The sequence below is a fragment of the Chitinophaga dinghuensis genome (assembly GCF_003259435.1).
Lineage (GTDB): Bacteria > Bacteroidota > Bacteroidia > Chitinophagales > Chitinophagaceae > Chitinophaga > Chitinophaga dinghuensis.
Genome location: NZ_QLMA01000008.1, coordinates 289,732 through 311,691 on the forward strand (window position 1 = coordinate 289,732; position 21,960 = coordinate 311,691).

Below are 21,960 nucleotides of genomic sequence, written 5' to 3' on the forward strand. Positions count from 1 at the left end.
CGGCGCTGTTAATGGTTGATAGTGATTTCTTCGGTATGGTTGTAGTCTTTCATATCTGAAACAATCACTTCTTCACCCGGCCGCAGGCCGGAAGTGATCTCTACAAATCCGAAGTTGGACAAGCCCACATTGATTTTCCTTTTGATGGCTTTATTATCCTTTATTACAAAGAGTTCTTGTACGCTGGCGCCTCTGAAAGCCGCGCCATTAGCCACCCTTACCACGTCGTTATGCTGATTGGTGACTACGTAGATATCCAGTTTCATATTCGGACGCAGGAGTTTATTATTCCTGTCGCTGAGTTGCACATCAAAAGAGACGATGTTATTTTCCACTGCCGGATGGATATTGGAGATAGTTCCTCTTACATAAGTTTCATTCAGATTGATAATAACGGGCAAGCCGGTATGTAACTGATCGGCATAGGAATCAGAGATACTGCCATTTATTTTGAAGCTGCCCAGATCGGCAATGCGGGCCAGCGCATCTCCTTCTCTCACGGCAGCGCCTATATTTTTATTGATCCAGGTAACTACTCCTGCTCTGCTGGCCACTACATCGGCCTGTTGCAGTTTACGCTCCAGTTCTCTCAGCTCATTTTCCTGGATTTTAGCGGCGATTTCCGTTTCATGAATATCCAACTGCATGGTTTGTTGCTTGCTGTTGATCTCATTTTCCAGTCGCGCCTTTTCCTCTTTGGCGACCTGCAAATTCATGGTGGCCTGTTCTATATCTTCGCGGGTGCCTCCTCCTGCTTTGTACAGGCGCTTTGCATTTTCAACAGCTGCCTCAAGACTGTTAATCTGTAATTGTTTAACCTTGTTACCCGATTGCAGATCGTAAAAGCTGCTACCCAGATCGAGTTTCATCTTCCGGATATTATTCTTTTTCAGCTCCAGCTGGAATTTCAGATTCTGGTATTGGAGCTGGGTGGCAGATTTATCCAGTAACAGTACGGATTGTCCTTTGGCGACGGCACTTCCGGCATCCAGCAACACTTGCTGCACAGAAGCCTGGACAGAACTGGTAATCAGTTCCTCAAATTCGGGCACCACTGTACCAGAGGCGGTGAGGGTATTTTCTACATTGCCCTTTTCCACCACTGCCGTGGTGAAGGCTTGTCTGTTGAGACTCGGTTTGAATACCTTCCGGAGAAAAAATGCCGCGACTACTGTTAATACCAGTATCGATAAAATGAGAAGGTATCGTTTCTTCCTGTTATGGGATAATTCCTGGGGGCTGATCGCCTTGTCCATCTGCTTCGTTTTGCAGATAGATTATCCAATTGGAATGCCATGAAGGAATCCAGTAAAATCAAGGGTTTGGCAGGAATGGTCTGGGAAAAAGTTGTCCGATTCCGGACAAACGGTTTGAAATTGGGAAGAATTACTGTAGCGTATTATAGGCCAGTCGCATGAATTTTTTCACTTCCGCATTTACATCCTCGTTATTATACATTCTGAAATGATGATTGAATTGCTGACTTCCAGGTATCTGCCCCATTTTTATAAAACATAGATTATCCGGATACAGCTGTTTAAAAGGGAAGACAACGTGTATGAAGTTTTTGCCGAACTGGCTTACCCAGGCAATGCGCCTGCTGTCTGGAGTTCCGGCGGTAATGGCAATCATGGTTTTGGTAGGAAATAAACTGATGGGCCCGCAGGTTTCAAACTGGGACATGAAATGATTGAACAAACCTTTGGTTATATCCGATTTTCCGGCAAAAAAGTGAGCAATCTGGGGATTTTCAATGATATAGTCCATGACAGTAATACTATTAAACGTAAAAATACCGGCAATCACTGCCCCGGAGGTCAGATATTTGCCAGCATTAAAACTACTATTAAGGACTGAATTTCGAGCATTTGAGGAAAACAAACAACCGGATTGGAGTATTTTCTCCTGAGGGCTTTCCGAATGGCGAAAGGAAAGATGTTGTCTGTGTTGAGTTCAAAGTTATCAAGTCGGCCCATTAACGAATAGTACAAATCCGACATTTTTTCAAGATCAGGTCATAATTGAGTGTAAACGCACCGTATTTTTTAACTCCTCCTGGGAAATGATGGAAGGCGTTATCCCTGCAAATTCTTTGAAGTCGCGTATAAAGTGCATCTGATCATAATAACCGCTCATATGTGCAATGTCTGTCCAGGTCGTGTCGGGGAAGTTCTCTTTCAGCTGATAGGCCTTACAGAAACGGATCAGTCGCGCATATCGTTTGGGCGACATCCCTGTGCGTTGTACTACATTCCTTTCAAACTGACGTAGGCTAATATTTGCATCAGACGCCATTCTTTCAATGGAGATATTGCCGGAATGGTTAATCAGATGTTCGATTACAAAGTCGACCGAATTGGATGGTTTCAACCGGGCCAGCTTCATCAGCAACCAGTTTTCGACGATTTGCACCATTTTATCCCAGTTTTGGGTATTTTCTTTGAGTTGACAGTTGATATCTTCTATCTCGCTGCCCAGGAACATACGGGTATCAAAGTCCTGTTCATGGAGTTCTGTCATGTGAATATTCAGGAGGCGGAAGAGTCCTCCGGGCTTAAAGGCTACTCCCAGCGCCAGGTGCTTGCGTCCCATATCCAGCCAAACGGCTTTTTCGAGTGGTCCTACGGTAAGACTGACCGATTTCTCCACAAACTCATTCGAATAAACGCGTTGCACTTTCACTGGATCTTCCACATAGAACATAATGTAACGCTGATAAGAGGGCACAAAACGATACATATTGGATAATCCGGATTCCTCGCTGAAATCAGTCCCATACACTCCGATATTGTGCACAAACTCATGGAGAGCGGGATGCGGCTGGTAAACTTTAGCTTTCATGGGTGGATAATAATTTGGCAAAAGGGCTGGCTGTCTCTCTAAACTTGTCTTTCTCTGCTTAGTTGAAATGGCTGCTACGATTTGCGCAGGGTATTCAAATTTGCTGGTTTTCTGTCCTAAATATAGGATTTCCGACTAAATCTCCGGCAACGTACATGATAAGTTCCCCACTTTTAGGATGAACGGCAAAAAAGAAACCCGGCCGCAGGAAGCGCGACCGGGACTATGAAAATGAATAAAACCAGGATTTTCTACTGAATTTTTAAAGAATCCCGACGGGAATAGAACGTGTCTATTGCAAAAGCGCCAGGTCTGTACATGGTTCTGAAAGTCGCATAGCTCGTTTTTGTTGCATTAGGCAACAGTACGGAATCCGGATCGCCCGGAGAATCTATACTTCTGACAGTTCCGGTGTTATCTGTGTAGCGCAGCCGGGTATTAAAATTATTCGCATCATTGCTACGATACCAATAGATACAAAAATCTGTTCCAATCATCTTACTGCTCTTTATCACCCGCGGCTGTAAAGAGGATTCGTATATTGCTCCGTAGGAACTACCCAAGATATCTGATTTAATGGATCTGTGTCCACTTCCATCCCGGGTATACACAGAAAAGGAATAGCTGTTTTCCGGTAATGATGGCAGCATCGCAAAAACAGAATCGGTAGATCTGCCGGCCGGCACCGTTACTACCAGGGAATCCCTACCGGTATTCCAGTAGATGACCGCATCTTTGATACTGGGGTCCGTACCTCGCAGCCAGGAGAGCCGGATACGCTCTCTTCCCGGCCATACCTTCAGAGAATCTGCTTTTCCCGTATAGGTGATACCGTTAGGCGCCAACATTCCTTTGTAATTATCATCCATTTTTGTACAGGCAAACAACAGCATAACAGCAGCAGCGCCCAATAATATCTTTTTCATCAGCTTTTCAATTTTAACGGGTTACTTACGGGCGCCCCAGAAGGACATTTCTGAAATATAGAAGTAGGTAAATCCGCCCCATGTCTGCAATATTTTTACGCGCAGATAACGCACTGCAGGAATGCCTGGCGGCATATCGAAATCTTCTCCATTCACGCATGCAAACGTTTTATCTTCCGCAGAAACCGTTGTACCAGGCGTAGGCTTTATAGAGCTAAAGCTGCCGAGGAGCTGCCAGCTGTCGTCCCAGCTTCCATCAGGATTGGGATTATTGCTACCATAGATTTCAAATACTTTCGGATCTCCGCCCACATAAGCGCCGCTTGTACCGGAACGATGATAGAATTTAAAACGACTCAGCGTAGTCTGATAGCCCATATCGAAAGTAAACCAGGCCGGCATTAGCGCTATACTCGTTTTGGTATGGAATACATCGTTATCATTATTCCAGATATTATTCCACATAAAAGACATGATGCGCAGAGAGAGTCCTGACCAGGTATGTCCCTGATAATTATCTGTAGGCAGATCCACTTCCTTAAATGGCGCTTTGTCTACCGGCAGCTCAAATACAGGCTTCAGCGTTTTAATGATGGTATCTGATTTATTCCCCCAACGATCTTTCACATATACTGCAAACCTTTGCGGGATCGTATCGAAACCTCTGGCTGTAACCGTTCCCTGTAATGCTACGCTGGTGTAAACATTGACAGTCTTCCAGGTGCCTTTGCCGGTAGTATCCAGCATGATGTAGTAAGTCAGTGGCGCTTGTGACTGATTGTTATAAATAGCCACTACTCCACCGAAAGTTTCCTGGAACTTCAGCAGATTTTTGGCAGCCAATACTGGCGGCAGCAAAGGTTTTACTGTTACATCCACTGGCGCGGAGGCTTTTTCATTTCTACCAACGGTATATACTTTCACTATATGCGTCAAGGTATCGCCGAAACCTCCAATCAACAGCGTATCGCCGTAGTAAGAGGCTTTCGTTTCCCTGGTTACCTCGCTATTCGCCTGGTATACGGCTTTCACGTACAGCAGGTTCGGATCATTCGGTATAGCATAGGTGATAATAGCGCCACCAGGCGTATTGACAACATTAAATTTGGTAATAGGCGCTGGTGCAGGAGCATTTTCATCCAGATGAGTAATGATGCCTTCTTTCTTACAGGCGAAGAGCAGTACTCCGATGATGATAACTGCGAGCAATTGCAATTTTTTCATATGCTGATATTTTACAGGATCTGTTACCATCCTGGATTTTGAACAAGATTACGGTTAATGGTAAGGTTCTTGTCGCGGATTGGCCAGAAGTAGTCTTTCAGGCTGAACGTCTGGAAGTAAATAGGTTTCACTTTGTAATAGGATTCGTTGGCCGACTGCTGAATATCCCATCCGGAGATAGGTCCGTTGATGATTTGCGGCGCTTCTTTCCAGCGGCGGATATCATAGAAACGTTGTCCTTCAAACGCCATCTCAATGTTGCGTTCCTGATGAATAATAGCTCTTAAGCCTTCTTTGGTCTGGAATTTAGCCGGATTGTTAGAGAAGTTGGTCCATGCATTTTCTACGGTAGCCAGACCTGCACGGGACCTCACTCTGTTGATATAATCCAGCGCTTCTCCGGTAGGACCGTTACCTTCATTCAGGGCTTCAGCATACAGCAGGTAGAGATCTGCCAGGCGGAATTCCGGCCATGGATATTGCTGAATGGTCAGTGTGGAAGAGGCGCCAATTACATCCTGGAAGTGCACATATTTTTTAATCCAGTAGCCGGTGGTGGAGTAGGCAAATTGCACCTGTTGAGAAGCAGGTTGTCCTTTCTTAGCTTTGATACTCAGGATAGTACCTTTCTCATCATATTTCCCTTGTCCATACCATTTACCGCCATCAAAACCCAGGTCGGCGTAGAAGCGTGGCTCTCTGTCGAAGTTCAGTACCGCAGTAACATACCCATCTTCGAAATCTGTTTTTTCCGCAGTAACGGCAGTACGCAGATTATAACGGGTGCTGTATGGATACGTTTTATCCTCATTGATAGGCACGCCATTTTTGGTGTAGAACATTTCCACAATACGGATGGGCGGCGCTAATTGTCCTTTAGGCGAGGTATTATCGCTATACTGAGGGTCCAGTCCGCGGGGAATACTGTTTACCTGCAAATCATTCACCATACTGTTTGGATTAGCCCAAATCTGTTCGGTATTCCATCTGTCGCACATCGAATTTCGTATACTCATTTCCGTGTATTGCTGCGGCGACAAAAAATTGGAGGCTACGTTCTGCGTATATACGTAGAGTTTCATCCCCTGGGAATGACACATATCAATTGCTGCTTTGCAGGCATCTGCTGCTTTCTGCCATTTGGTATCGTCTTTCTGAGGATTGAACAGCGGTATTTTACGGTTGTCCATAAATCCGGAGAAGTCAGAATTTCCGTTGAAGAGCGGAGAGGCTGCATATACCAGCACTTTCGCTTTCATGGCCAGGGCGATGGGTTGTGTGATACGTCCTTGTTCGGCGGCCAGGTTGGCGAGCATTTCCGGCAATACCGGCGTGGCCTCATCCAGCAGCTGTGCGATATACTTAAAGCAGGAATCTACCGGCTCACGATATACTTTCGTTTGTTCGGAAGTAGCATCTATAGGGAGATTCGTTTTAATCAGTGGAATTGGTCCGTATAGGCGTAACAGATAGAAATGATAGTACGCTTTCAGGAACTTTACTTCTCCCGCCCAGCGTGCTTTTTCGCTGGGGTCCATATCCGGAACCCGGTTGATGTTTTCCAGGAAGATGTTACAGTCGCGCAGTGCCTGAAACATACTTTTTGCGCCATTGGCGCCGTCCCAGAAGTTGACATATGGTTCATTGATATTTTGTAATCCCTGAGCAATATTGTAGGCTACCGGTTGCGCAGCGCTGGGTACAAAAGGCCAGATCAAGGACCATTCGTCTCCCGCAGCCAACGCCACATTCCCACCGATGGTACCATGAGAAGGCAGGTAACTATAGCAGGTAAACAGGTATTTCTCGGCTTCCTTACGCATAGCAAATGCGTTTTCAATGGTTGCCACATTGTCTGGAATGACATCCAGGTATTTTTTACAGGAACTCATCCCCGAGCCCGCCATTCCTGCGATTAGAATATATAATAATGATTTCTTTAGTTTCATCTGTCGTCGTTTTGCCTAGTTAAAAGTGAGGTTAAATCCTACGTTAAACACCCGCTGGACGGGGTATTTCAATCCATTTCCTCCCATCTCCACATCCCACAGATCGAACTTCGATAAGCAAAAGAGGTTGGTCGCATTTGCATAGATTCTGAAGGTAGACGTATGCATACGCTTCTGAATGGATTTAGGCAGCGTATAACCGATTTCCAGTTGTTTGAGTCGCAGGAATGCGCCGTCTCTCATCCACCAGGTGCTACGCTGGGTATTGTTCAGCATCATGGTGTTGCTGAGTCGTGGCCACAGTGCATATACATTCTGGTTTTCTTCAGACCAGTGATTATCTGCGTAGGCTTTCAGCAATTGTGTTTCATTGACAAATGGAGCAGTAGAATCCGCATCAATCCAGAAAGATTCGCGGCCTACCCCTTGGAAGAAAGCGGAAATATCCCAGTTTTTATACCCTGCAGAGAACCCGAATCCATAAACGATTTCAGGGGTAGTAGGATGACCGATGTTTACCATATCAGCATCGGTAATCTGACCGTCGCCATTTACATCCAGGTATTTGATATCGCCTCCGGCATAAGGACCGAAGTTTTGTTTAGGCGCATTTAATGCTTCCTTATCATCTACAAACAGTCGTTCTGCGAGCAGTCCGAATTGCGCTGTGATAGGCTTTCCTACGCGATAACGATAAGATTCGTTGCCCAGGTATTCCGGTTCTTCAAACTTAGTATAAATGCCGCGGGCATAGGTGAAATTCGCCATCACCTGGAACCAGCTGTTTTTGTAATGTTGATTGTAATCCAGGGATAAATCCACGCCTTTACTTTCTGCCTCGCCGATATTGGCTTTTGGCGTGTTGGTCAATCCCATAGTAGAAGGCACGTAGCTTCTGCCCATGAGGATGTTGGTACGACGGTATTTGTAGACCTCTCCCGTGAAGTTCAGTTTATCTTTAATACTCAGTTCTATCGCGGCATTGGCCTGATAGGATTTTTCCCAGGTGATATCAGGGTTTGAGTAGCGGCTCACAGAATAACCTGGCTGATAGTAGATCCTGTCGGTTCCGAAATACGCGCCTTTAAGGTTATCGTTGGGATTGGTAGTAGAGAGATAGAAAAAGCGTTCATCTTCTTTACCGATGGCATCATTACCTACCAGACCGTACGTAGATCTCAGTTTCAGGTTAGTGATGAAATTGGCGATGTTACTGGATTTGAAGAAATTCTCATTGGAGACGGTCCAGGCCACGCCCGCAGAAGGGAAGAACCCAAAGCGGTTCGTTTTATAGAATCTTTCCGAACCGTTATATCCAAAGTTAAACTCACCAAAATAGCGGCTGTCGTAGTTATAGGTAACGCGACCGGATACGCCGGAGTTTCTGCTCGGTAGTGTAGCCATCAGCGTTTCACCGGAAGGATTTGCGGTGCTACGCATGATATTGATCAGCATGGCATTGACGCTATGTTTACCGAAAGAGTGGCCGTAACTAAGCGAAGATTCCCAATAGAATACAGCGTTCACTTTCTTCATATCCGGAACATTATTGACAAAATTCAGGTACTCGGTACCAGTATTTTCGTTGAGTGGTACCAGTTGGTATGATTTATTATTCACATCATAACCAGCAGCCATGTAGTAGAATGGGCTATAATAACGCAACACGTAGAAATTGGAAGTACGGTTAACGTTCACCATTGTACGGAAAGAGAGTCCTGGTATAATTCCGTCCAGCTTCTGTTTCAGCTCCATTTGGGCCGACATGAACGACCTGGATTCTTCCTTATAACCCATCATCAAGGAAGCGTAAGGATTGATATAAAGAGAACCGTCCTGGTTGTTATTACCAAAAAGAATATGATTTACATAGGAGTGAGCGGAATCTTTAGGATAATAAGCCGGGAATCTTACCGGGTTGGAATGCATGATCATGCGGTACATCCAGGCGCCGCCAGTGGTGGCGCCGCTACCGATCGGGCCTTTATAGTCGTCGAAGTTACCTGAAGTACGTACTGTCAGCAAGGTAGATTTGGTCAAATCCACATCCACATTGGCACGGATGGTATAGCGTTTGATTTTTACGTTACTGTTGAAGTTATTTTGCGGGTCTACTTTCAAAACGCCATTATCATTGGTATAAGAGCCGGATACAAAATATCGTGCGATATTTCCACCGCCGCTTACGTTCAGATTGGCGCGTTGGTTGGTGGCCCAGTCTTTCATCAGTTCTTTCTGCCAGTCGTTTGCCGGGTACAGCAGCGGATCTTCACCGGCCATAGTTCCGCGGATTTTATCTTCGCTGTAAGGCTCGTTGAGCTTGGGGTTGCGGGTTTTCACCGCTTCGTTTCCTAATTGCATATAGGTCACCGGATCAGCGAATTTCAAGTTTTTGGTAGCCTGTGAGAAAGAGTTTTCTACGCGGACATTGACTTTCGCCGGACCTTCTTTACCATGTCTGGTGGTCACGAGGATTACGCCGTTTGCGCCGCGGGCGCCATATAACGCAGTAGAGGTAGCATCTTTCATGATAGAGAAGCTCTCGATATCATCCGGGCGGAGCCGGGCCAGATCTTCAGTAGAGAGTTCCACGCCATCAATTAAAATCAGCGGATCTTTTTTATAGCCGAAAGTAGTGACGCCACGCACGAAGAAGTCGGCATTATCGGCACCTGGTTCTCCGCTGCGTTGGAAGGCGATGAGTCCTGCCGCTCTACCGGCGAGGGCGGTGGTGAGGTTACTGGACGGTACTTTCAGATCGGCCACGTTAATAGAGGTAACGGAGCCTACTACTTCTCTTTTCTTTTGTGTACCGTAAGCCACTACTACTGTTTCTCCAAGGGTGTTGGTAGAGGGTTTCATCACCATATTGATGGTTGATTGGGAAGACACGCGTACTTCACGCGCTTCGAAGCCCATCATGGAAAAGACGATGGTGGCATCGTCGGGAACTACGAGGATATATCTGCCGTTGATATCAGTAACAGTACCTGTTGAGGTTTTATTTTTCACCACGATGGTTACGCCGGGAATAGCGGTCCCGGAAGAATCTGTCACGATACCTTTTATTTCTTTATTGAGTACAGAAAAATCTTCGTGTACCCGTTCCCGTAATACATTATTACTGACATGCGGAGACGGATTGGAAGGACTGCTACCATACCTGACGGCCTTATTCCCGGCGGAAGCCGGCATGGGCGCAAGCAGTAGCAACACGTAAGCATGTTTGCATAGAGATTTAATCATGGAATGCTGATTTAGCGTTTAGTTTGCGAAAAGTTTACGGCAGGACGATCCGTTTATACGTTGGTATATCAATTTTCATTTGGTTGATGGCAACAGCATGCCCATTCAGTTACGCCAGCTGATGCGTGACTGTTATACTGTGCTTAAGATGCAATAAGGAGTCATTAACGGAACTTGTTATTCCATTTCAAAAACGTGGTAATACATTTGGTACAAGGCTGCTAATCTTTCTACAGTCGCTTTCGGTCTGATGTACAAAACGTGGTTAAAAAATTCAGATTCAATTTCATTGTTCCTCTCTTCTACTAGGGATCGTTAGTGCTAATGTTCGTCTAACTACTACTGTCCCATTAACGTACATAGGTTTGCGTTAATGGATAGTGCTTCATTTTGGTTGTTACAAATACTACAGCCGTTTTGCTTTTATTGCAATCGTTTGCAGTGATATCACAAAACAAGGGAAAATACCAGACAATAAGTAATACTATATTAATAATTTAAGATACTAAATTCACATTGACTTTGCGTAAAAAGAGGAATACTAACACGTTTTAGCGATCCAAAACGCTTACAGGGGAATCGTTTGCATTAATATGGGGATGGTCGGTCTTAGATACTTTGAAAATAAGCGGTAGCAGTAATAGCGCAGAAAACCAGGACTACGCCGGCACGCAGGAGATAAAGAATCCATTTACTTTCTTCGGCGTATACCCTTTCATGTTTGCTGTTGTCAGGATAGTTACTCCGAAAGGTCTTTTTAATCAGGTTGCTTTGCAGGATAGCGGAGATGACCAGGAAAATCACAACGGGAACGAATATCAGCTCCCAGATATGCTTTTTACTACCGTAGATATCCGGTTTGCCGCCCAGTGAAAAATGAATAGGTATGATATCAGGTACATGATACCAGACATAAATAACGCCAGCGATTAGTAATGCCAGCATATAAATAGTGATATAGGTAAGCGTTACATACCTTTTACTTTGGGGGTCGGGGAAGAAAAACGATTTTATGCGGTTAACCTCCATGGGAAACAAATTTTGCATTCGGGTTGGATTCGTAATATTTTAAGGAAAAAATCTACCGCCAAAATACTAAAATTTCCGAATATGGGACATAAAAAAACGGTTCTCCAGGGAACCGTTTCAGAGATATTTATCCAGGAGGGAGATCAGACTGCGGTATAGGCGCCATCCACCAGATATTTGCTGCCAGTAACAAAAGAGGCCTTATCGGAGCTAAGCCAGATCACCAGCTCCGCCACTTCTTCCGGAGTGCCTAACCTTCCGATAGGATGCATTCCCACCAATGCCGCTTTCATTTTCGTATCCATCGCATCCAGCAATGGGGTGTTGATATAGCCCGGACATACGGCATTCACCCGAATACCCTGAGAGGAATATTCTGCCGCTGCGGTTTCTGTTAGTCCAACTACACCATGTTTGGCTGCTACATAGGCTGCAGCGGTAGGCGTACCTACCACACCCAGTATAGAAGCCATATTAACGATAGCGCCACCGCCATTCTTCAACATAGCAGGCAGTTGGTATTTCATACAATAGAATACGCCATTGAGATTAATAGCGATTACTTTCTGATAGATTTCAACGGAATAATCTGCCATGAATTTTGCCTCTCCTCCAATACCGGCATTGTTGCAGGCAATATCCAACCGACCGTATAACTCCATCGTTTTGTCCACTAATTTGCGGCAATCTTCCGGGTTCCCCACATCACATTTTACATAGGCTGCCTCACCTCCTTTTTGCTTGATAGCAGTTACGGTTTTTTCGCCATGCTCGTCGTTCACATCACTCACTATTACCTTCGCTCCTCCCGCGGCGTACAATAATGCCACTTTCTCTCCAATGCCAGATCCGGCGCCAGTTACAAGTGCTACTTTTCCTTTAAACAACTGTTCCATTGTAAATGCTTTTTAGTGTGTAAAAGTTTTTTTCTCGCAAAGTTCGCAAAGGGGGCAAAGGCGCAAAGGTTTTAATTACTAACCATTGATAATGTTTTGCATGGATGATGTTTTGTTGTTAGCGCAAATAATAGGACACCTATCGCTCTACCTTTCCGGATACTTCCCCATCCAAGGGCAAGTGCCTCAGGAATTTCTTTGCGGGCTTAACATACAACAAAACATAATCCATTGCTGCATTGCGCCTTTGCGTGAAAAAAAATCCCCACCAGTCTTCTATTACACTCCAACTCGCATTTTGTTTATTTCACCGCAAACAGCTGCTTCATTTGTTCCGGAAATGCCGCTCCATTACCAATAGAGATATGCCCTACTTTTTCTGCAATACGTTCTACATATTCCATTTCTTTTAATTTATAGAGCATCGGATTTTCTTCCATCAATCGTGCCGTATTCAGCAGGCTACGCGTACTGGCGGTCTCCTCTCTTCTCATGATAATCTGCGCCTGTGCTTTCTTTTCTGCTACCAGCACCTGGTTCATGATCTCTTTCACATCACCGGGAAGGATGATATCTTTTACGCCAAAGCCTTCCAGTTTAATGCCCAGTGCGGCTGCGCTGGGAGCGGACTGTTCCAGGACGAATCTGCCAATATCTCCTTTCTTCTCCAGCAATTCATCAAACGTCAAAGTACCTACGTATTCGCGTAGTCCCATTTGTACCTGTACATACAACTGTTTCTCTGCTTCACGGTTGAGTAGCAGGGCTTTATCAATTTCAGTAATTTTATACCATGCCTGCGCATTCATACGCAAGGTGGCTTTATCTCTGGTCAGCATCTCCTGTCCGCTGATTTCCAAATGCTTCATCCGCATATCCGCTTTCCGGATTTCAATAATGGAAGTATTGTTCCAGAAAGTATAAACGCCGCCACTCAATACGGCTTCGAACTTGCCATCCACTAATAGCACCGCTTTCTCATGATGATCTACAACATAGGTACAAAACAAGTGCGCCAGCGCTTTGTTGTGCAGCACATCCCGTCCCAGGTGCTGAATCACCTCGCAAGAGCTGATGTCCTGGTGAATAAACTGCAGGTTACGTTCACTTTTCCAGAATACGTATACGCCGGCAGACAATGCTTTTCGGATGATTTCATCTTCCAGCATGATCACTACTTCATGTTCTTTTACTCTCACCACCTGCACTTTGGCGCGGAAAACATCATCAGCCAGTAAAGTAGACAACTGAATGTTTGCAGGGGGAACAAAATCCTGGTTAATATCGTACAGGCTAACCTGTTCTGCATCAAAGAACCAGTGGGTACCAGGCCCGATAGACCTCAGGTATGCTTCTTTCTTCCAAACCAGACCTACCTGATGTCTGGCTACAACAATCCTTTTCATTTTTATAATTGGGTTTAATGGGGTCCAACAAATCACAGGCAACAGACGATGCATCTTTACATTGCGGAGTTATAGCGGCCGGCTTACTGCGTATACCAGTACAGGGCGGAAGATCTGTATGATATGACCATAAGTTACCGTTGCGGCAACAACTGCTGGCAGGGCGCAGACGATTGTATCTCCTTTTGATAATACAACCAGCATGTGTGCCTGTATGCCTGTGTCTACCTTTTTTAACGAAGGGGTATTCTTCGTTTGACAAGATTTTAAGCCTTGTGAAAATTAAGCGTGATGTTTCAAGGATCACCTTAGCTACCATGCAACAGATGTCAAATCTGCTTCAGGAATCGAACCTGTGAAGACAACTGCAAGTCTACAGCAGTATACAATCAGCTACTGCCACTGCACTGCCGGGATATTAAAATCCCTGGCCAATAGACTGTATCTCCGTATTTCTTCGTGTATAAGGCAGGAATCGAACCTGCATTTATTTTAGGGAGACGCCAGTCTCCTTATACAAAAAAGCCCCCCGTAGCTACGGAGGGCGCTGTTATACTCTTATTGAATATATTATCACTCCGTATAACCGTCAACGTTATATATACCAATATAACTATGTCCCACGGCAGGTTTGCCGCCGACAGGCAGTAGCATCTGGTAGCTATGTAAATCAAAAAAGCAGTGAATCATGGCATAAAAAAAGCCCTCGCTCATGTTGCGAAGGCCTTGCTATAATACGATTTATATTAATCTAATTCAGCGTATAACATGCCCCGCCACAACGACTTCCTTCAAGAAGGAACATCACTGGTTTTGATATGTATTGATTGCGGTACATGATGATTTGATTTATTTTTTAACGATGCAAAGATGAGAACAGATTTCAATATTTGCAAATATATTTTGTAGCTAGATAACATTCTTTCTTTCCTCTATCCTTCCAAACCAGCGGCTACAGCCGACTACATACAGATAAAAAATATCTCATCTGTCCAAAAATTATTTTTCATTTAACATATACAATGCGTAGTGAAGTCCGACATTTGTCGAACATTAACCTGATAACAAATCGTATTCTATCACTTATGCCCATCAGTATGACGGAAGAACAGGTACTGGCATCTGCGCCCGATGATGCCTCCCGGAAGTCCGGCCGGGATCTGGCCAATTTACAGAAATGGGTGAGCACAGGCCGCAGTGAAACAGCCCTTTGGGGAGCGTGTAAAGGCAGCGGTTCCAAGCCATATCAAACCCAGGTGGACTTATCGCAGTTAGCTTTTAAATGCAGCTGTCCGAGTAGAAAATTCCCCTGCAAGCATGGGCTGGGGTTGTTACTGATTTATTCCCGACAACCCAATACTATTCCTGAGGAGTCCTCACCGGAATGGGTAAACGAATGGCTTTCCAAACGCCAGGTGACTGCGGAAAAGAAAGCAGAGAAACTGGAAGAGGCGGTCGCTTCCGGCAATGTGACCGCCCGGAAAAACACTGCCGCCCGGGAATCCAAAGTCAGCGAAGGTATTGCAGATCTGCACAAATGGCTGAAAGATATGATACGCAATGGCTTACTGCAACTACCCGAAAAGAAAAGCGCTTACTGGGATACTACCAGTCGCCGTTTAATAGATGCGCAAGCTCCCGGCCTCGCCGCCATGGTACGCAACCTCGCCGAAACCAACTTCTACACAGAAGGATGGCAGCAAGATTTTATGCACCAACTGTTACGCCTATACGTAACATCTGAAGGATATAATCATCTGGAAGATTTACCGGAAACATTGCAGGAAGATATCCGTCAGCTCTGTGGATTCACTATCAGCCAGGATTATCTGAAATCGCTGCCAGGCATACACGATAATTGGCTGATACTTGGAAAACAAGTATCAGAGCAGGATAAACTGACTACAGAACGGTACTGGCTATACGGAGAAAGTTCACACCGTACTGCGCTAATACTACAGTTCTATACAAAACAGGTAACTACGCCAGCGCTCACACTTTCTCCAGGAACCGCCATCAAAGCGGAACTGGCATGGTATCCCTCCGCACATCCCCTCCGGGCAGTGATAAAAGAGCATCGTTCTTCCTGGTCGCCCATGCAAGCCAAAGGCATGCACTCCTGGATGGAAGTCGTGCAAGCACAAACCGCTATCAGCCAGGTACAACCTGTATTTCATGATCAGCTGTACATCGTGGAGCAACTATTGCCGGTTCAGTACCAGGGCCGTTGGTATTTGTCTGATAGTGCACAACAACTGATGCCGCTGAAACCTTCTTTCAACAAACTATGGAAGCTACTGGCCGTAACCGGCGGCCAGCCGATGACAATGGCTGTCACAGGTTGCTTGCAACAGTACGAGCCATTAGGCGTCTGGGATCATTCACATTATCAATTGCTTTAATCATAAATCTTTATACCTGATGGAAAGCTGGCAACTACTTATTAATACGGCCCTGCTGGGCACTGGAAGACAGGCATTGCCTGAACTACAGGCCTCCGATGCCCTCTACGATGCCCTTCTGCATATCCGACAGGATACAGAAAATGACCGCGAAGAGGTACTGTTGAAATCAGGCGCCTTACTCATGAATTTCCGACAGGCCGGAATGATGCCGTTAGTACTGCCGGAAGCTACGATTACTGCGTGTCTCCCCGAATCCAAACCTTACTGCCATCCTGATGCAGTAGGTAGTCTCACGCAAGTACTTACCCTCGGCTCCATCGCCCTCACCCGCCTCTGGATGGAACATTGCGCCAACGCCGGATGCATCGTTCCAGCACGATTATTACCACTACTCCTGGAAGAAGCCAAAGGCAACAGGAAACTCCGGGAACCGCTGATGGCCTGCTATGGCAACAGAGGACAATGGCTCTCACAATTGAACCCCGACTGGCAAGCCATGCTCGCCACAGAAACGACTACTATCGAGGAAGATGCCTGGACCACCGGCACCTTATCACAACGCAGCGAAGCGCTCACCAAAGTGAGAGTCACCAACCCCGAAGAAGGCCTTCAAATGCTGATGGATATCTGGAAACAGGAAAACGCCGCTACCAAAGCGGAACTGATGGACTGCCTCCGTACCGGATTATCAGCAGCAGATATTGCCTGGCTACAGGAAGCTACCACAGAAAAAAGCTTGAAAGTAAAAGAGAAGGCATGGAAACTGCTGCGCCGACTTCCGCTAAGCAATATCGTACAAACCTACTGGCAGCTGATCAAAACAGCCATCCAGGCGGTAGATGGACAGCTCATCACCAGCGATCTCGCTCTACCACTGCCAGCAGAAGTATATCAGTCTGGTATAGATAAACTCCCTCCTTCTGCCATTAACATGACAGATGAAACCTACCAGCTGCAACAACTGGTGGCACATGTTCCATGTTCGTTTTTTACTACATACCTGGAGCAAGATATGTCGACCTGCCTGCAATGGCTCACTGCCGCCGGGTTTGAAGAATCGCTGCTCACCGCCGCCATTCGATTTGAAGAAGAAGCATGGATCATAGCTATATTGGAAAATACGCATACCTTCTATCCTGATGTATTCCATCATGCACCACCTAAAGTACTGGAAGCCTATGCACTTCGGTTTGTAGAAAAAGAAGGCAGTGGCGTCATACTTCGGATGGGCGCCGCTAAAGAGGAATGGGGCATTACTTTCACCCAACAGGTATTTCGCTTTGTAGCCATGCATCCGTACAGCTATAACATGAACTTCTTCCTGGAACTGGCGCACCTGCTGCCAATAGCCATCCTGGAGTCCGACGAGAAATCCTACTTCGGAGATATACTATACAATCAACAGGCCTGGAAAAATCTCAGAGATAAACTCTTTGAACTAATACGCTGCAAAGCAATCATGCTTCAACATTTTCATTCATCAACGCCACAATAAAACTTATTTATATGTCTAATATTCTCCGTCAGCATGCTGAAATCCTTTTCGCCACAGAACTGGAAGAACTGAAAAAACAAGATAATGACAAACTCCCGCATAACTGGGTAATGTCTCCACAATCAGTTGTGACCTACCTGGTAGGCGGTACCTTGAAAAATGGTTTTGAAGTTAGCCCAAAATACATTGGCAGTCGCCGACTGATGGAAATAGCTGTGGCCACGCTTGCTACAGACAGAGCGCTGCTTTTATACGGTCTTCCTGGTACTGCAAAAAGCTGGGTAAGCGAACACCTGGCAGCAGCTATCAGCGGAGATTCCACCATGATTGTTCAAGGTACTGCCGGCACCAGTGATGAAAGTATCCGCTACGGATGGAACTATGCACGCCTGCTGGCAGAAGGCCCCAGCCCTAATGCTATTGTTGAAACCCCTGTGATGCGCGCCATGAAAGATGGTAAGATTGCCCGCATCGAAGAGCTGACAAGAATCGGCGCCGATGTACAAGATACCCTCATCACCATCCTCTCCGAAAAATCTTTGCCAATACCGGAACTGAATACCGCCGTACAAGCCACCAGGGGCTTTAATATCATCGCCACTGCCAACAACCGCGACAAAGGGGTAAATGATCTTTCCAGCGCTTTAAAACGTAGGTTCAATACCGTTATCCTGCCGGTACCAACATCGGAAGAAGAAGAAATTGATATCGTGAGAAGAAGAGTAGAAAGCTTTGAAAAAGTAATGGAACTGCCTGCAGAAAAACCAGCTTTACAGGAAATACGCCGCATCGTTACTATTTTCAGAGAACTCCGCAGCGGTATCACTACTGATGGAAAAACAAAAGTAAAATCCCCTACCGGTACCCTCAGCACCGCAGAAGCCATTTCTGTTGTCAATAACGGACTCGCCCTGGCAGCCTATTTTGGCGATGGACAACTGAAAGCTGCTGACCTGGCAGCAGGTATTATCGGCGCAGTGATTAAAGATCCTGTGCAGGATAAATTGGTATGGCAGGAATACCTGGAAACAGTAGTGAAGCCAAGAGAAGAATGGAAAGATATTTACCGTGCATGCCGCGACCTCGGCGTATAACCCTAAACTGATCGCCTAATGGCTACACATATCATGGGTATCAGACACCATGGCCCGGGCTCCGCACGCAATGTGCGAGCCCGCCTGGAAGAGTTGAAACCCGACATCATACTGGTAGAAGGCCCGCCGGAAGCAGATACGCTGCTGGAATGGGTAGGCAATGAACATTTGCAACCACCCATCGCCATCCTTGCCTATGAGCCGGATGCGCCCCATCATAGCGCCTTCTATCCATTTGCGGAATATTCTCCCGAATGGCAGGCGATCTCCTATGCCCGCCAACATCGGATACCCGTGCGTTTCATGGATCTGCCATTGACACATGTATTCGCGCTGGATCGTGAAAAAGAAGCACCCGCCGCTACAGATCCAACCTTAAATAATGAAGCCGCCGTTCCTGATACGGAACAAGCTACCTTCGACCCTATCGCGTTGCTGGCTACCGCAGACGGCTATACGGACGGAGAAACCTGGTGGGATCATATGTTCGAATACCGCCAGCAAAATGAACAGGTATTTGATGCAGTCATGGAAGCCATGCAAACGCTGCGCGAAGAACTTGCCGCCCATACAGATCCCCGCAATGAACTCCGCGAAGCCTGGATGCGGAAGATGATCCGCCAGGCAGAAAAGGAAATGTATAGTGAAATAGCTGTCATCTGCGGCGCATGGCATGCCCCGGCACTACAAACCATGCCGCCAGCAAAAACAGATAACGAACTGCTGAAAGGCCTTCCAAAAGTGAAAGTGGCCTGCAGCTGGACACCCTGGACATTCCATCGGCTCAGCTTTCAAAGCGGATACCGCGCCGGCATCAAATCGCCAGGATGGTATCAGCATAAATGGGAACATCCCGCAGATGATGGCACCCGCTGGCTCACCAATGTAGCGCGACTATTCCGCGACAAACAAATGGATATCTCCACGGCACATGTACTGGAAGCCGTGCGACTCAGCAATGCACTGGCCGCCATGCGCCAACTACCGGCGCCAGCATTGGAAGAGCTCAATGAAGCTACCATCGCTATACTTTGCAATGGCGACCACCTTCCCATGCAGCTGATCGAAAAAGAACTGATTGTCAGCAATCGCATTGGCAGCGTACCAGAAGATGTTCCCAAAGCGCCATTACAGGCAGATATTGAAAAACAACAGAAAAAACTGCGGCTACAGGTTACGGCCGACTTCAAGGACTACTCCCTGGATCTTCGTCAACCCAACGATTTGCAACGCAGTATTTTCCTTCATCGCCTCCACCTGCTGGACATCAACTGGGGCGAACAACACCGCGCCGACGGTAAAGGCACTTTCCGCGAACAATGGCGATTACAGTGGGCCCCCGAACTCACAGTAGATATTATCGATAAAAGCTGCTGGGGTAATACCGTAGATGCCGCCGCTTCCAGCTATGTAACGGAAATGGCTACACGTAGTACCACCATCCGGGAAGTATGTCGCCTGCTGGAAGATTGTATCCCGGCGGAATTGCCTGAAGCAACAGACATGCTGATTAACCGCGTCAATAACATGGCCGCCGCCAGCAGTGACGTTTTACAGCTGATTGAAGTATTGCCTCCACTGGTAGCCATTACCCGTTATGGCAACGTACGCAAAACTGATGCGGGCCTGGTACTGGCTATCCTGGAAAGCATGATCGCCAGAATTTGTATTCAACTTCCACCGGCCTGCACAGGCGTGGCAGAAGATGCTGCCACCGCCATGCTGGACCAGCTGTATAGCCTGAACGATGCCATCCAGACACTCCAGAACAATGATATTACCAATGCCTGGCAACATGCGCTGCAGCTGATCAGTAGAAACCCGCATGCCGCCAGATCCCTGGCCGGTTATGCTACGCGACTCCTCAGCGATGCACGATTATTGAGCAATGAAGAACTGGTCAGGACTTTCAGTGTAGCCATGTCCGTTGGGAATAATCCTGCTGATGCCGCCGCATGGCTGGAAGGATTCCTCAGAGGCAGCGGTTCTCTCCTGCTGGTAGATGATACCTTATTACACCTGTTGCAAAACTGGGTCAATGATTTGGGAGACGACATCTTCATACAGCTGCTACCGTTACTCCGACGCACCTTTGCAGCCTTCTCCAGTCCTGAACGCCGCCAGATTGGCGAGAAAATCAAAAAAGGAGATAATACCTCCTCCAGTAGTAAAGTCCTTACCAACACAGAAGATAATCGCGGACAACTAGGCGTTCCCGTTATACTGCAATTGCTGGGCTATGGTCAAACAAAAAATCAAGTAATCCATGAGTAACGAAAAGGAACTGAGGAGATGGCGCCTGATTCTGGGCGGCGATCAGCACGACGGTACCGGCAGCAAGCTGTCAGACCAAGACCTGCGCATCGATCAGACACTGGAAGCACTGTATGACAGCAACCGTCAGGGAGGACTGGGAGCTTCCTCTCCCAACGTGAACCGCTGGCTGGGAGATATCCGTACCTTTTTCCCTTCTTCTGTAGTGAAAGTGATGCAGCAGGATGCCCTCAAAAGGTTAAACCTCACCCAGCTACTCATGGAGAAGGAAATGCTGGAAAATGCGGAAGCAGATGTGCACCTGGTAGCAACGCTCATGTCGTTGGGAAGAGTGATACCCGAAAAGACCAAAGCTACTGCCAGAATGGTGGTACAAAAAGTCGTGGACGAATTGATGCGTAAGCTCTCGCAGCCCATGCAGCAGGCGGTTACCGGCGCATTGAACAGAAGCGCACGGAATCTGCGTCCCCGCCATAATGAAATCAACTGGCCACTGACCATTCGCAGGAACCTGAAACATTATCAGGCGGACTATAAAACCATTATTCCAGAAACCCGCATTGGATATGGCCGTAAACGTAGTGCCCTGAAAGATGTAGTGTTATGCCTGGATCAAAGCGGTTCCATGGGGACCTCCGTTGTTTACTCCGGAATCTTCGGCGCTGTCATGGCTTCCATGCCTGCGCTGCAAACGAAGATGGTAGTTTTTGATACTGCTGTTGCCGATCTTACAGAACAATTGCAGGACCCGGTAGATCTGTTGTTTGGCGTGCAGCTCGGCGGTGGTACAGACATTCAATTAGCCTTGTCTTACTGTCAACAAATTATCAGTCGCCCTGCGGATACGGTGATGGTACTGGTCACTGATCTATATGAAGGCGGCAGCGATGCCAACCTGCGCAAACGGGCGGCAGAACTGGTAGCTGCAGGCGTACAACTCATCGTATTACTGGCGCTTAATGATGACGGAAAGCCTTCGTACGATCATGAAAATGCCCAGTTTCTGGCAGATCTGGGCGTACCTGTATTTGCATGTACTCCCGATAAATTCCCTGATCTGATGGCCGCTGCCCTCAGTAAACAGGATATACAACTCTGGGCTTCTGCCAATATTGCTGAATAAAAATGAAAAATAAAAAGGCCGTCTCTACAAGTAGAGACAGCCTTTTTTCGCT

Annotated in this window: 16 protein-coding genes; 5 read left to right on the forward strand and 11 right to left on the reverse strand. The window is 46.6% G+C overall.

Annotation, left to right across the window (positions count from 1 at the left end; all coding sequences use genetic code 11):
- Positions 1–8 precede the first annotated feature (8 nt).
- The 11 genes from CLV59_RS22970 to CLV59_RS29360 all read right to left on the reverse strand — a co-directional run bounded on the left by CLV59_RS22970 (position 9) and on the right by CLV59_RS29360 (position 13,721).
- A complete protein-coding gene (locus CLV59_RS22970) occupies positions 9–1,256 on the reverse strand; it encodes an efflux RND transporter periplasmic adaptor subunit (protein WP_111594417.1) in 1,248 nt (415 codons plus the stop codon).
- A gap of 130 nt (positions 1,257–1,386) precedes the next feature.
- On the reverse strand, positions 1,387–1,767 hold the full coding sequence (locus tag CLV59_RS22975) for a DUF5655 domain-containing protein (RefSeq protein ID WP_111594418.1): 381 nt from the start codon (positions 1,765–1,767) through the stop codon (positions 1,387–1,389).
- A gap of 243 nt (positions 1,768–2,010) precedes the next feature.
- Positions 2,011–2,841 carry a helix-turn-helix domain-containing protein gene (locus CLV59_RS22980; protein ID WP_111594419.1) on the reverse strand — a complete coding sequence of 277 codons (831 nt, stop codon included), beginning with the start codon at positions 2,839–2,841 and terminating at the stop codon, positions 2,011–2,013.
- Positions 2,842–3,092: 251 nt separating this feature from the next.
- A complete protein-coding gene (locus CLV59_RS22985; protein ID WP_111594420.1) occupies positions 3,093–3,767 on the reverse strand; it encodes a DUF4998 domain-containing protein in 675 nt (224 codons plus the stop codon).
- 21 nt (positions 3,768–3,788) lie between these two features.
- Complete coding sequence (locus CLV59_RS22990; RefSeq protein WP_170137888.1) at positions 3,789–4,991, reverse strand: DUF5000 domain-containing lipoprotein; 1,203 nt, start codon at positions 4,989–4,991, stop codon at positions 3,789–3,791.
- A gap of 23 nt (positions 4,992–5,014) precedes the next feature.
- Complete coding sequence (locus CLV59_RS22995) at positions 5,015–6,940, reverse strand: RagB/SusD family nutrient uptake outer membrane protein (RefSeq protein ID WP_111594422.1); 1,926 nt, start codon at positions 6,938–6,940, stop codon at positions 5,015–5,017.
- Between the two features lie 15 nt (positions 6,941–6,955).
- Positions 6,956–10,186, reverse strand: a complete 3,231-nt coding sequence (locus CLV59_RS23000; RefSeq protein WP_245950934.1) for a SusC/RagA family TonB-linked outer membrane protein — start codon at positions 10,184–10,186, stop codon at positions 6,956–6,958.
- 609 nt (positions 10,187–10,795) lie between these two features.
- Positions 10,796–11,215: a DUF1648 domain-containing protein gene (locus CLV59_RS23005; RefSeq protein ID WP_170137889.1), complete on the reverse strand. Its 420-nt coding sequence runs from the start codon at positions 11,213–11,215 to the stop codon at positions 10,796–10,798.
- A 143-nt stretch (positions 11,216–11,358) separates the two neighbouring features.
- Complete coding sequence (locus CLV59_RS23010) at positions 11,359–12,111, reverse strand: glucose 1-dehydrogenase (RefSeq protein ID WP_211324018.1); 753 nt, start codon at positions 12,109–12,111, stop codon at positions 11,359–11,361.
- 302 nt (positions 12,112–12,413) lie between these two features.
- Positions 12,414–13,517, reverse strand: coding sequence for a slipin family protein (locus CLV59_RS23015; RefSeq protein WP_170137890.1), 1,104 nt, complete (start codon positions 13,515–13,517; stop codon positions 12,414–12,416).
- Positions 13,518–13,586: 69 nt separating this feature from the next.
- Complete coding sequence (locus CLV59_RS29360; RefSeq protein WP_262511912.1) at positions 13,587–13,721, reverse strand: hypothetical protein; 135 nt, start codon at positions 13,719–13,721, stop codon at positions 13,587–13,589.
- Positions 13,722–14,602: 881 nt separating this feature from the next.
- Here CLV59_RS29360 and CLV59_RS23020 point away from each other — a divergent pair.
- From CLV59_RS23020 to CLV59_RS23040, 5 genes are read left to right on the forward strand one after another with little or no spacing between them, the layout of a single operon-like run.
- Positions 14,603–15,919: an SWIM zinc finger family protein gene (locus tag CLV59_RS23020; protein WP_245950935.1), complete on the forward strand. Its 1,317-nt coding sequence runs from the start codon at positions 14,603–14,605 to the stop codon at positions 15,917–15,919.
- A 19-nt stretch (positions 15,920–15,938) separates the two neighbouring features.
- Entirely contained in the window at positions 15,939–17,417 is a 1,479-nt protein-coding gene (locus CLV59_RS23025) for a DUF5691 domain-containing protein (protein ID WP_111594426.1), read from the forward strand.
- Positions 17,418–17,428: 11 nt separating this feature from the next.
- Positions 17,429–18,511, forward strand: coding sequence for an ATP-binding protein (locus tag CLV59_RS23030; RefSeq protein WP_111594427.1), 1,083 nt, complete (start codon positions 17,429–17,431; stop codon positions 18,509–18,511).
- An 18-nt stretch (positions 18,512–18,529) separates the two neighbouring features.
- The gene (locus tag CLV59_RS23035; RefSeq protein WP_111594428.1) at positions 18,530–20,785 is read left to right on the forward strand and encodes a DUF5682 family protein; all 2,256 of its coding nucleotides are present in this window, start codon (positions 18,530–18,532) and stop codon (positions 20,783–20,785) included.
- Positions 20,778–21,908, forward strand: a complete 1,131-nt coding sequence (locus CLV59_RS23040; protein WP_111594429.1) for a VWA domain-containing protein — start codon at positions 20,778–20,780, stop codon at positions 21,906–21,908. The genes CLV59_RS23035 and CLV59_RS23040 overlap by 8 nt, the downstream gene beginning before the upstream one ends.
- Positions 21,909–21,960: the final 52 nt, after the last annotated feature.

Excerpts from the sequence above, each read along its gene's own strand:
- CLV59_RS23040 (WP_111594429.1), top strand. The coding sequence starts at position 20,778 with ATGAGTAACGAAAAGGAACTGAGGAGATGGCGCCTGATTCTGGGCGGC.
- CLV59_RS23000 (WP_245950934.1), bottom strand. The coding sequence starts at position 10,186 with ATGATTAAATCTCTATGCAAACATGCTTACGTGTTGCTACTGCTTGCG.
- CLV59_RS22985 (WP_111594420.1), bottom strand. The coding sequence starts at position 3,767 with ATGAAAAAGATATTATTGGGCGCTGCTGCTGTTATGCTGTTGTTTGCC.
- CLV59_RS23030 (WP_111594427.1), top strand. The coding sequence starts at position 17,429 with ATGTCTAATATTCTCCGTCAGCATGCTGAAATCCTTTTCGCCACAGAA.
- CLV59_RS23020 (WP_245950935.1), top strand. The coding sequence starts at position 14,603 with ATGCCCATCAGTATGACGGAAGAACAGGTACTGGCATCTGCGCCCGAT.
- CLV59_RS23035 (WP_111594428.1), top strand. The coding sequence starts at position 18,530 with ATGGCTACACATATCATGGGTATCAGACACCATGGCCCGGGCTCCGCA.
- CLV59_RS23010 (WP_211324018.1), bottom strand. The coding sequence starts at position 12,111 with ATGGAACAGTTGTTTAAAGGAAAAGTAGCACTTGTAACTGGCGCCGGA.
- CLV59_RS23005 (WP_170137889.1), bottom strand. The coding sequence starts at position 11,215 with ATGGAGGTTAACCGCATAAAATCGTTTTTCTTCCCCGACCCCCAAAGT.
- CLV59_RS22995 (WP_111594422.1), bottom strand. The coding sequence starts at position 6,940 with ATGAAACTAAAGAAATCATTATTATATATTCTAATCGCAGGAATGGCG.
- CLV59_RS22980 (WP_111594419.1), bottom strand. The coding sequence starts at position 2,841 with ATGAAAGCTAAAGTTTACCAGCCGCATCCCGCTCTCCATGAGTTTGTG.
- CLV59_RS22975 (WP_111594418.1), bottom strand. The coding sequence starts at position 1,767 with ATGGACTATATCATTGAAAATCCCCAGATTGCTCACTTTTTTGCCGGA.
- CLV59_RS23025 (WP_111594426.1), top strand. The coding sequence starts at position 15,939 with ATGGAAAGCTGGCAACTACTTATTAATACGGCCCTGCTGGGCACTGGA.
- CLV59_RS22970 (WP_111594417.1), bottom strand. The coding sequence starts at position 1,256 with ATGGACAAGGCGATCAGCCCCCAGGAATTATCCCATAACAGGAAGAAA.
- CLV59_RS29360 (WP_262511912.1), bottom strand. The coding sequence starts at position 13,721 with ATGCTGGTTGTATTATCAAAAGGAGATACAATCGTCTGCGCCCTGCCA.
- CLV59_RS22990 (WP_170137888.1), bottom strand. The coding sequence starts at position 4,991 with ATGAAAAAATTGCAATTGCTCGCAGTTATCATCATCGGAGTACTGCTC.
- CLV59_RS23015 (WP_170137890.1), bottom strand. The coding sequence starts at position 13,517 with ATGAAAAGGATTGTTGTAGCCAGACATCAGGTAGGTCTGGTTTGGAAG.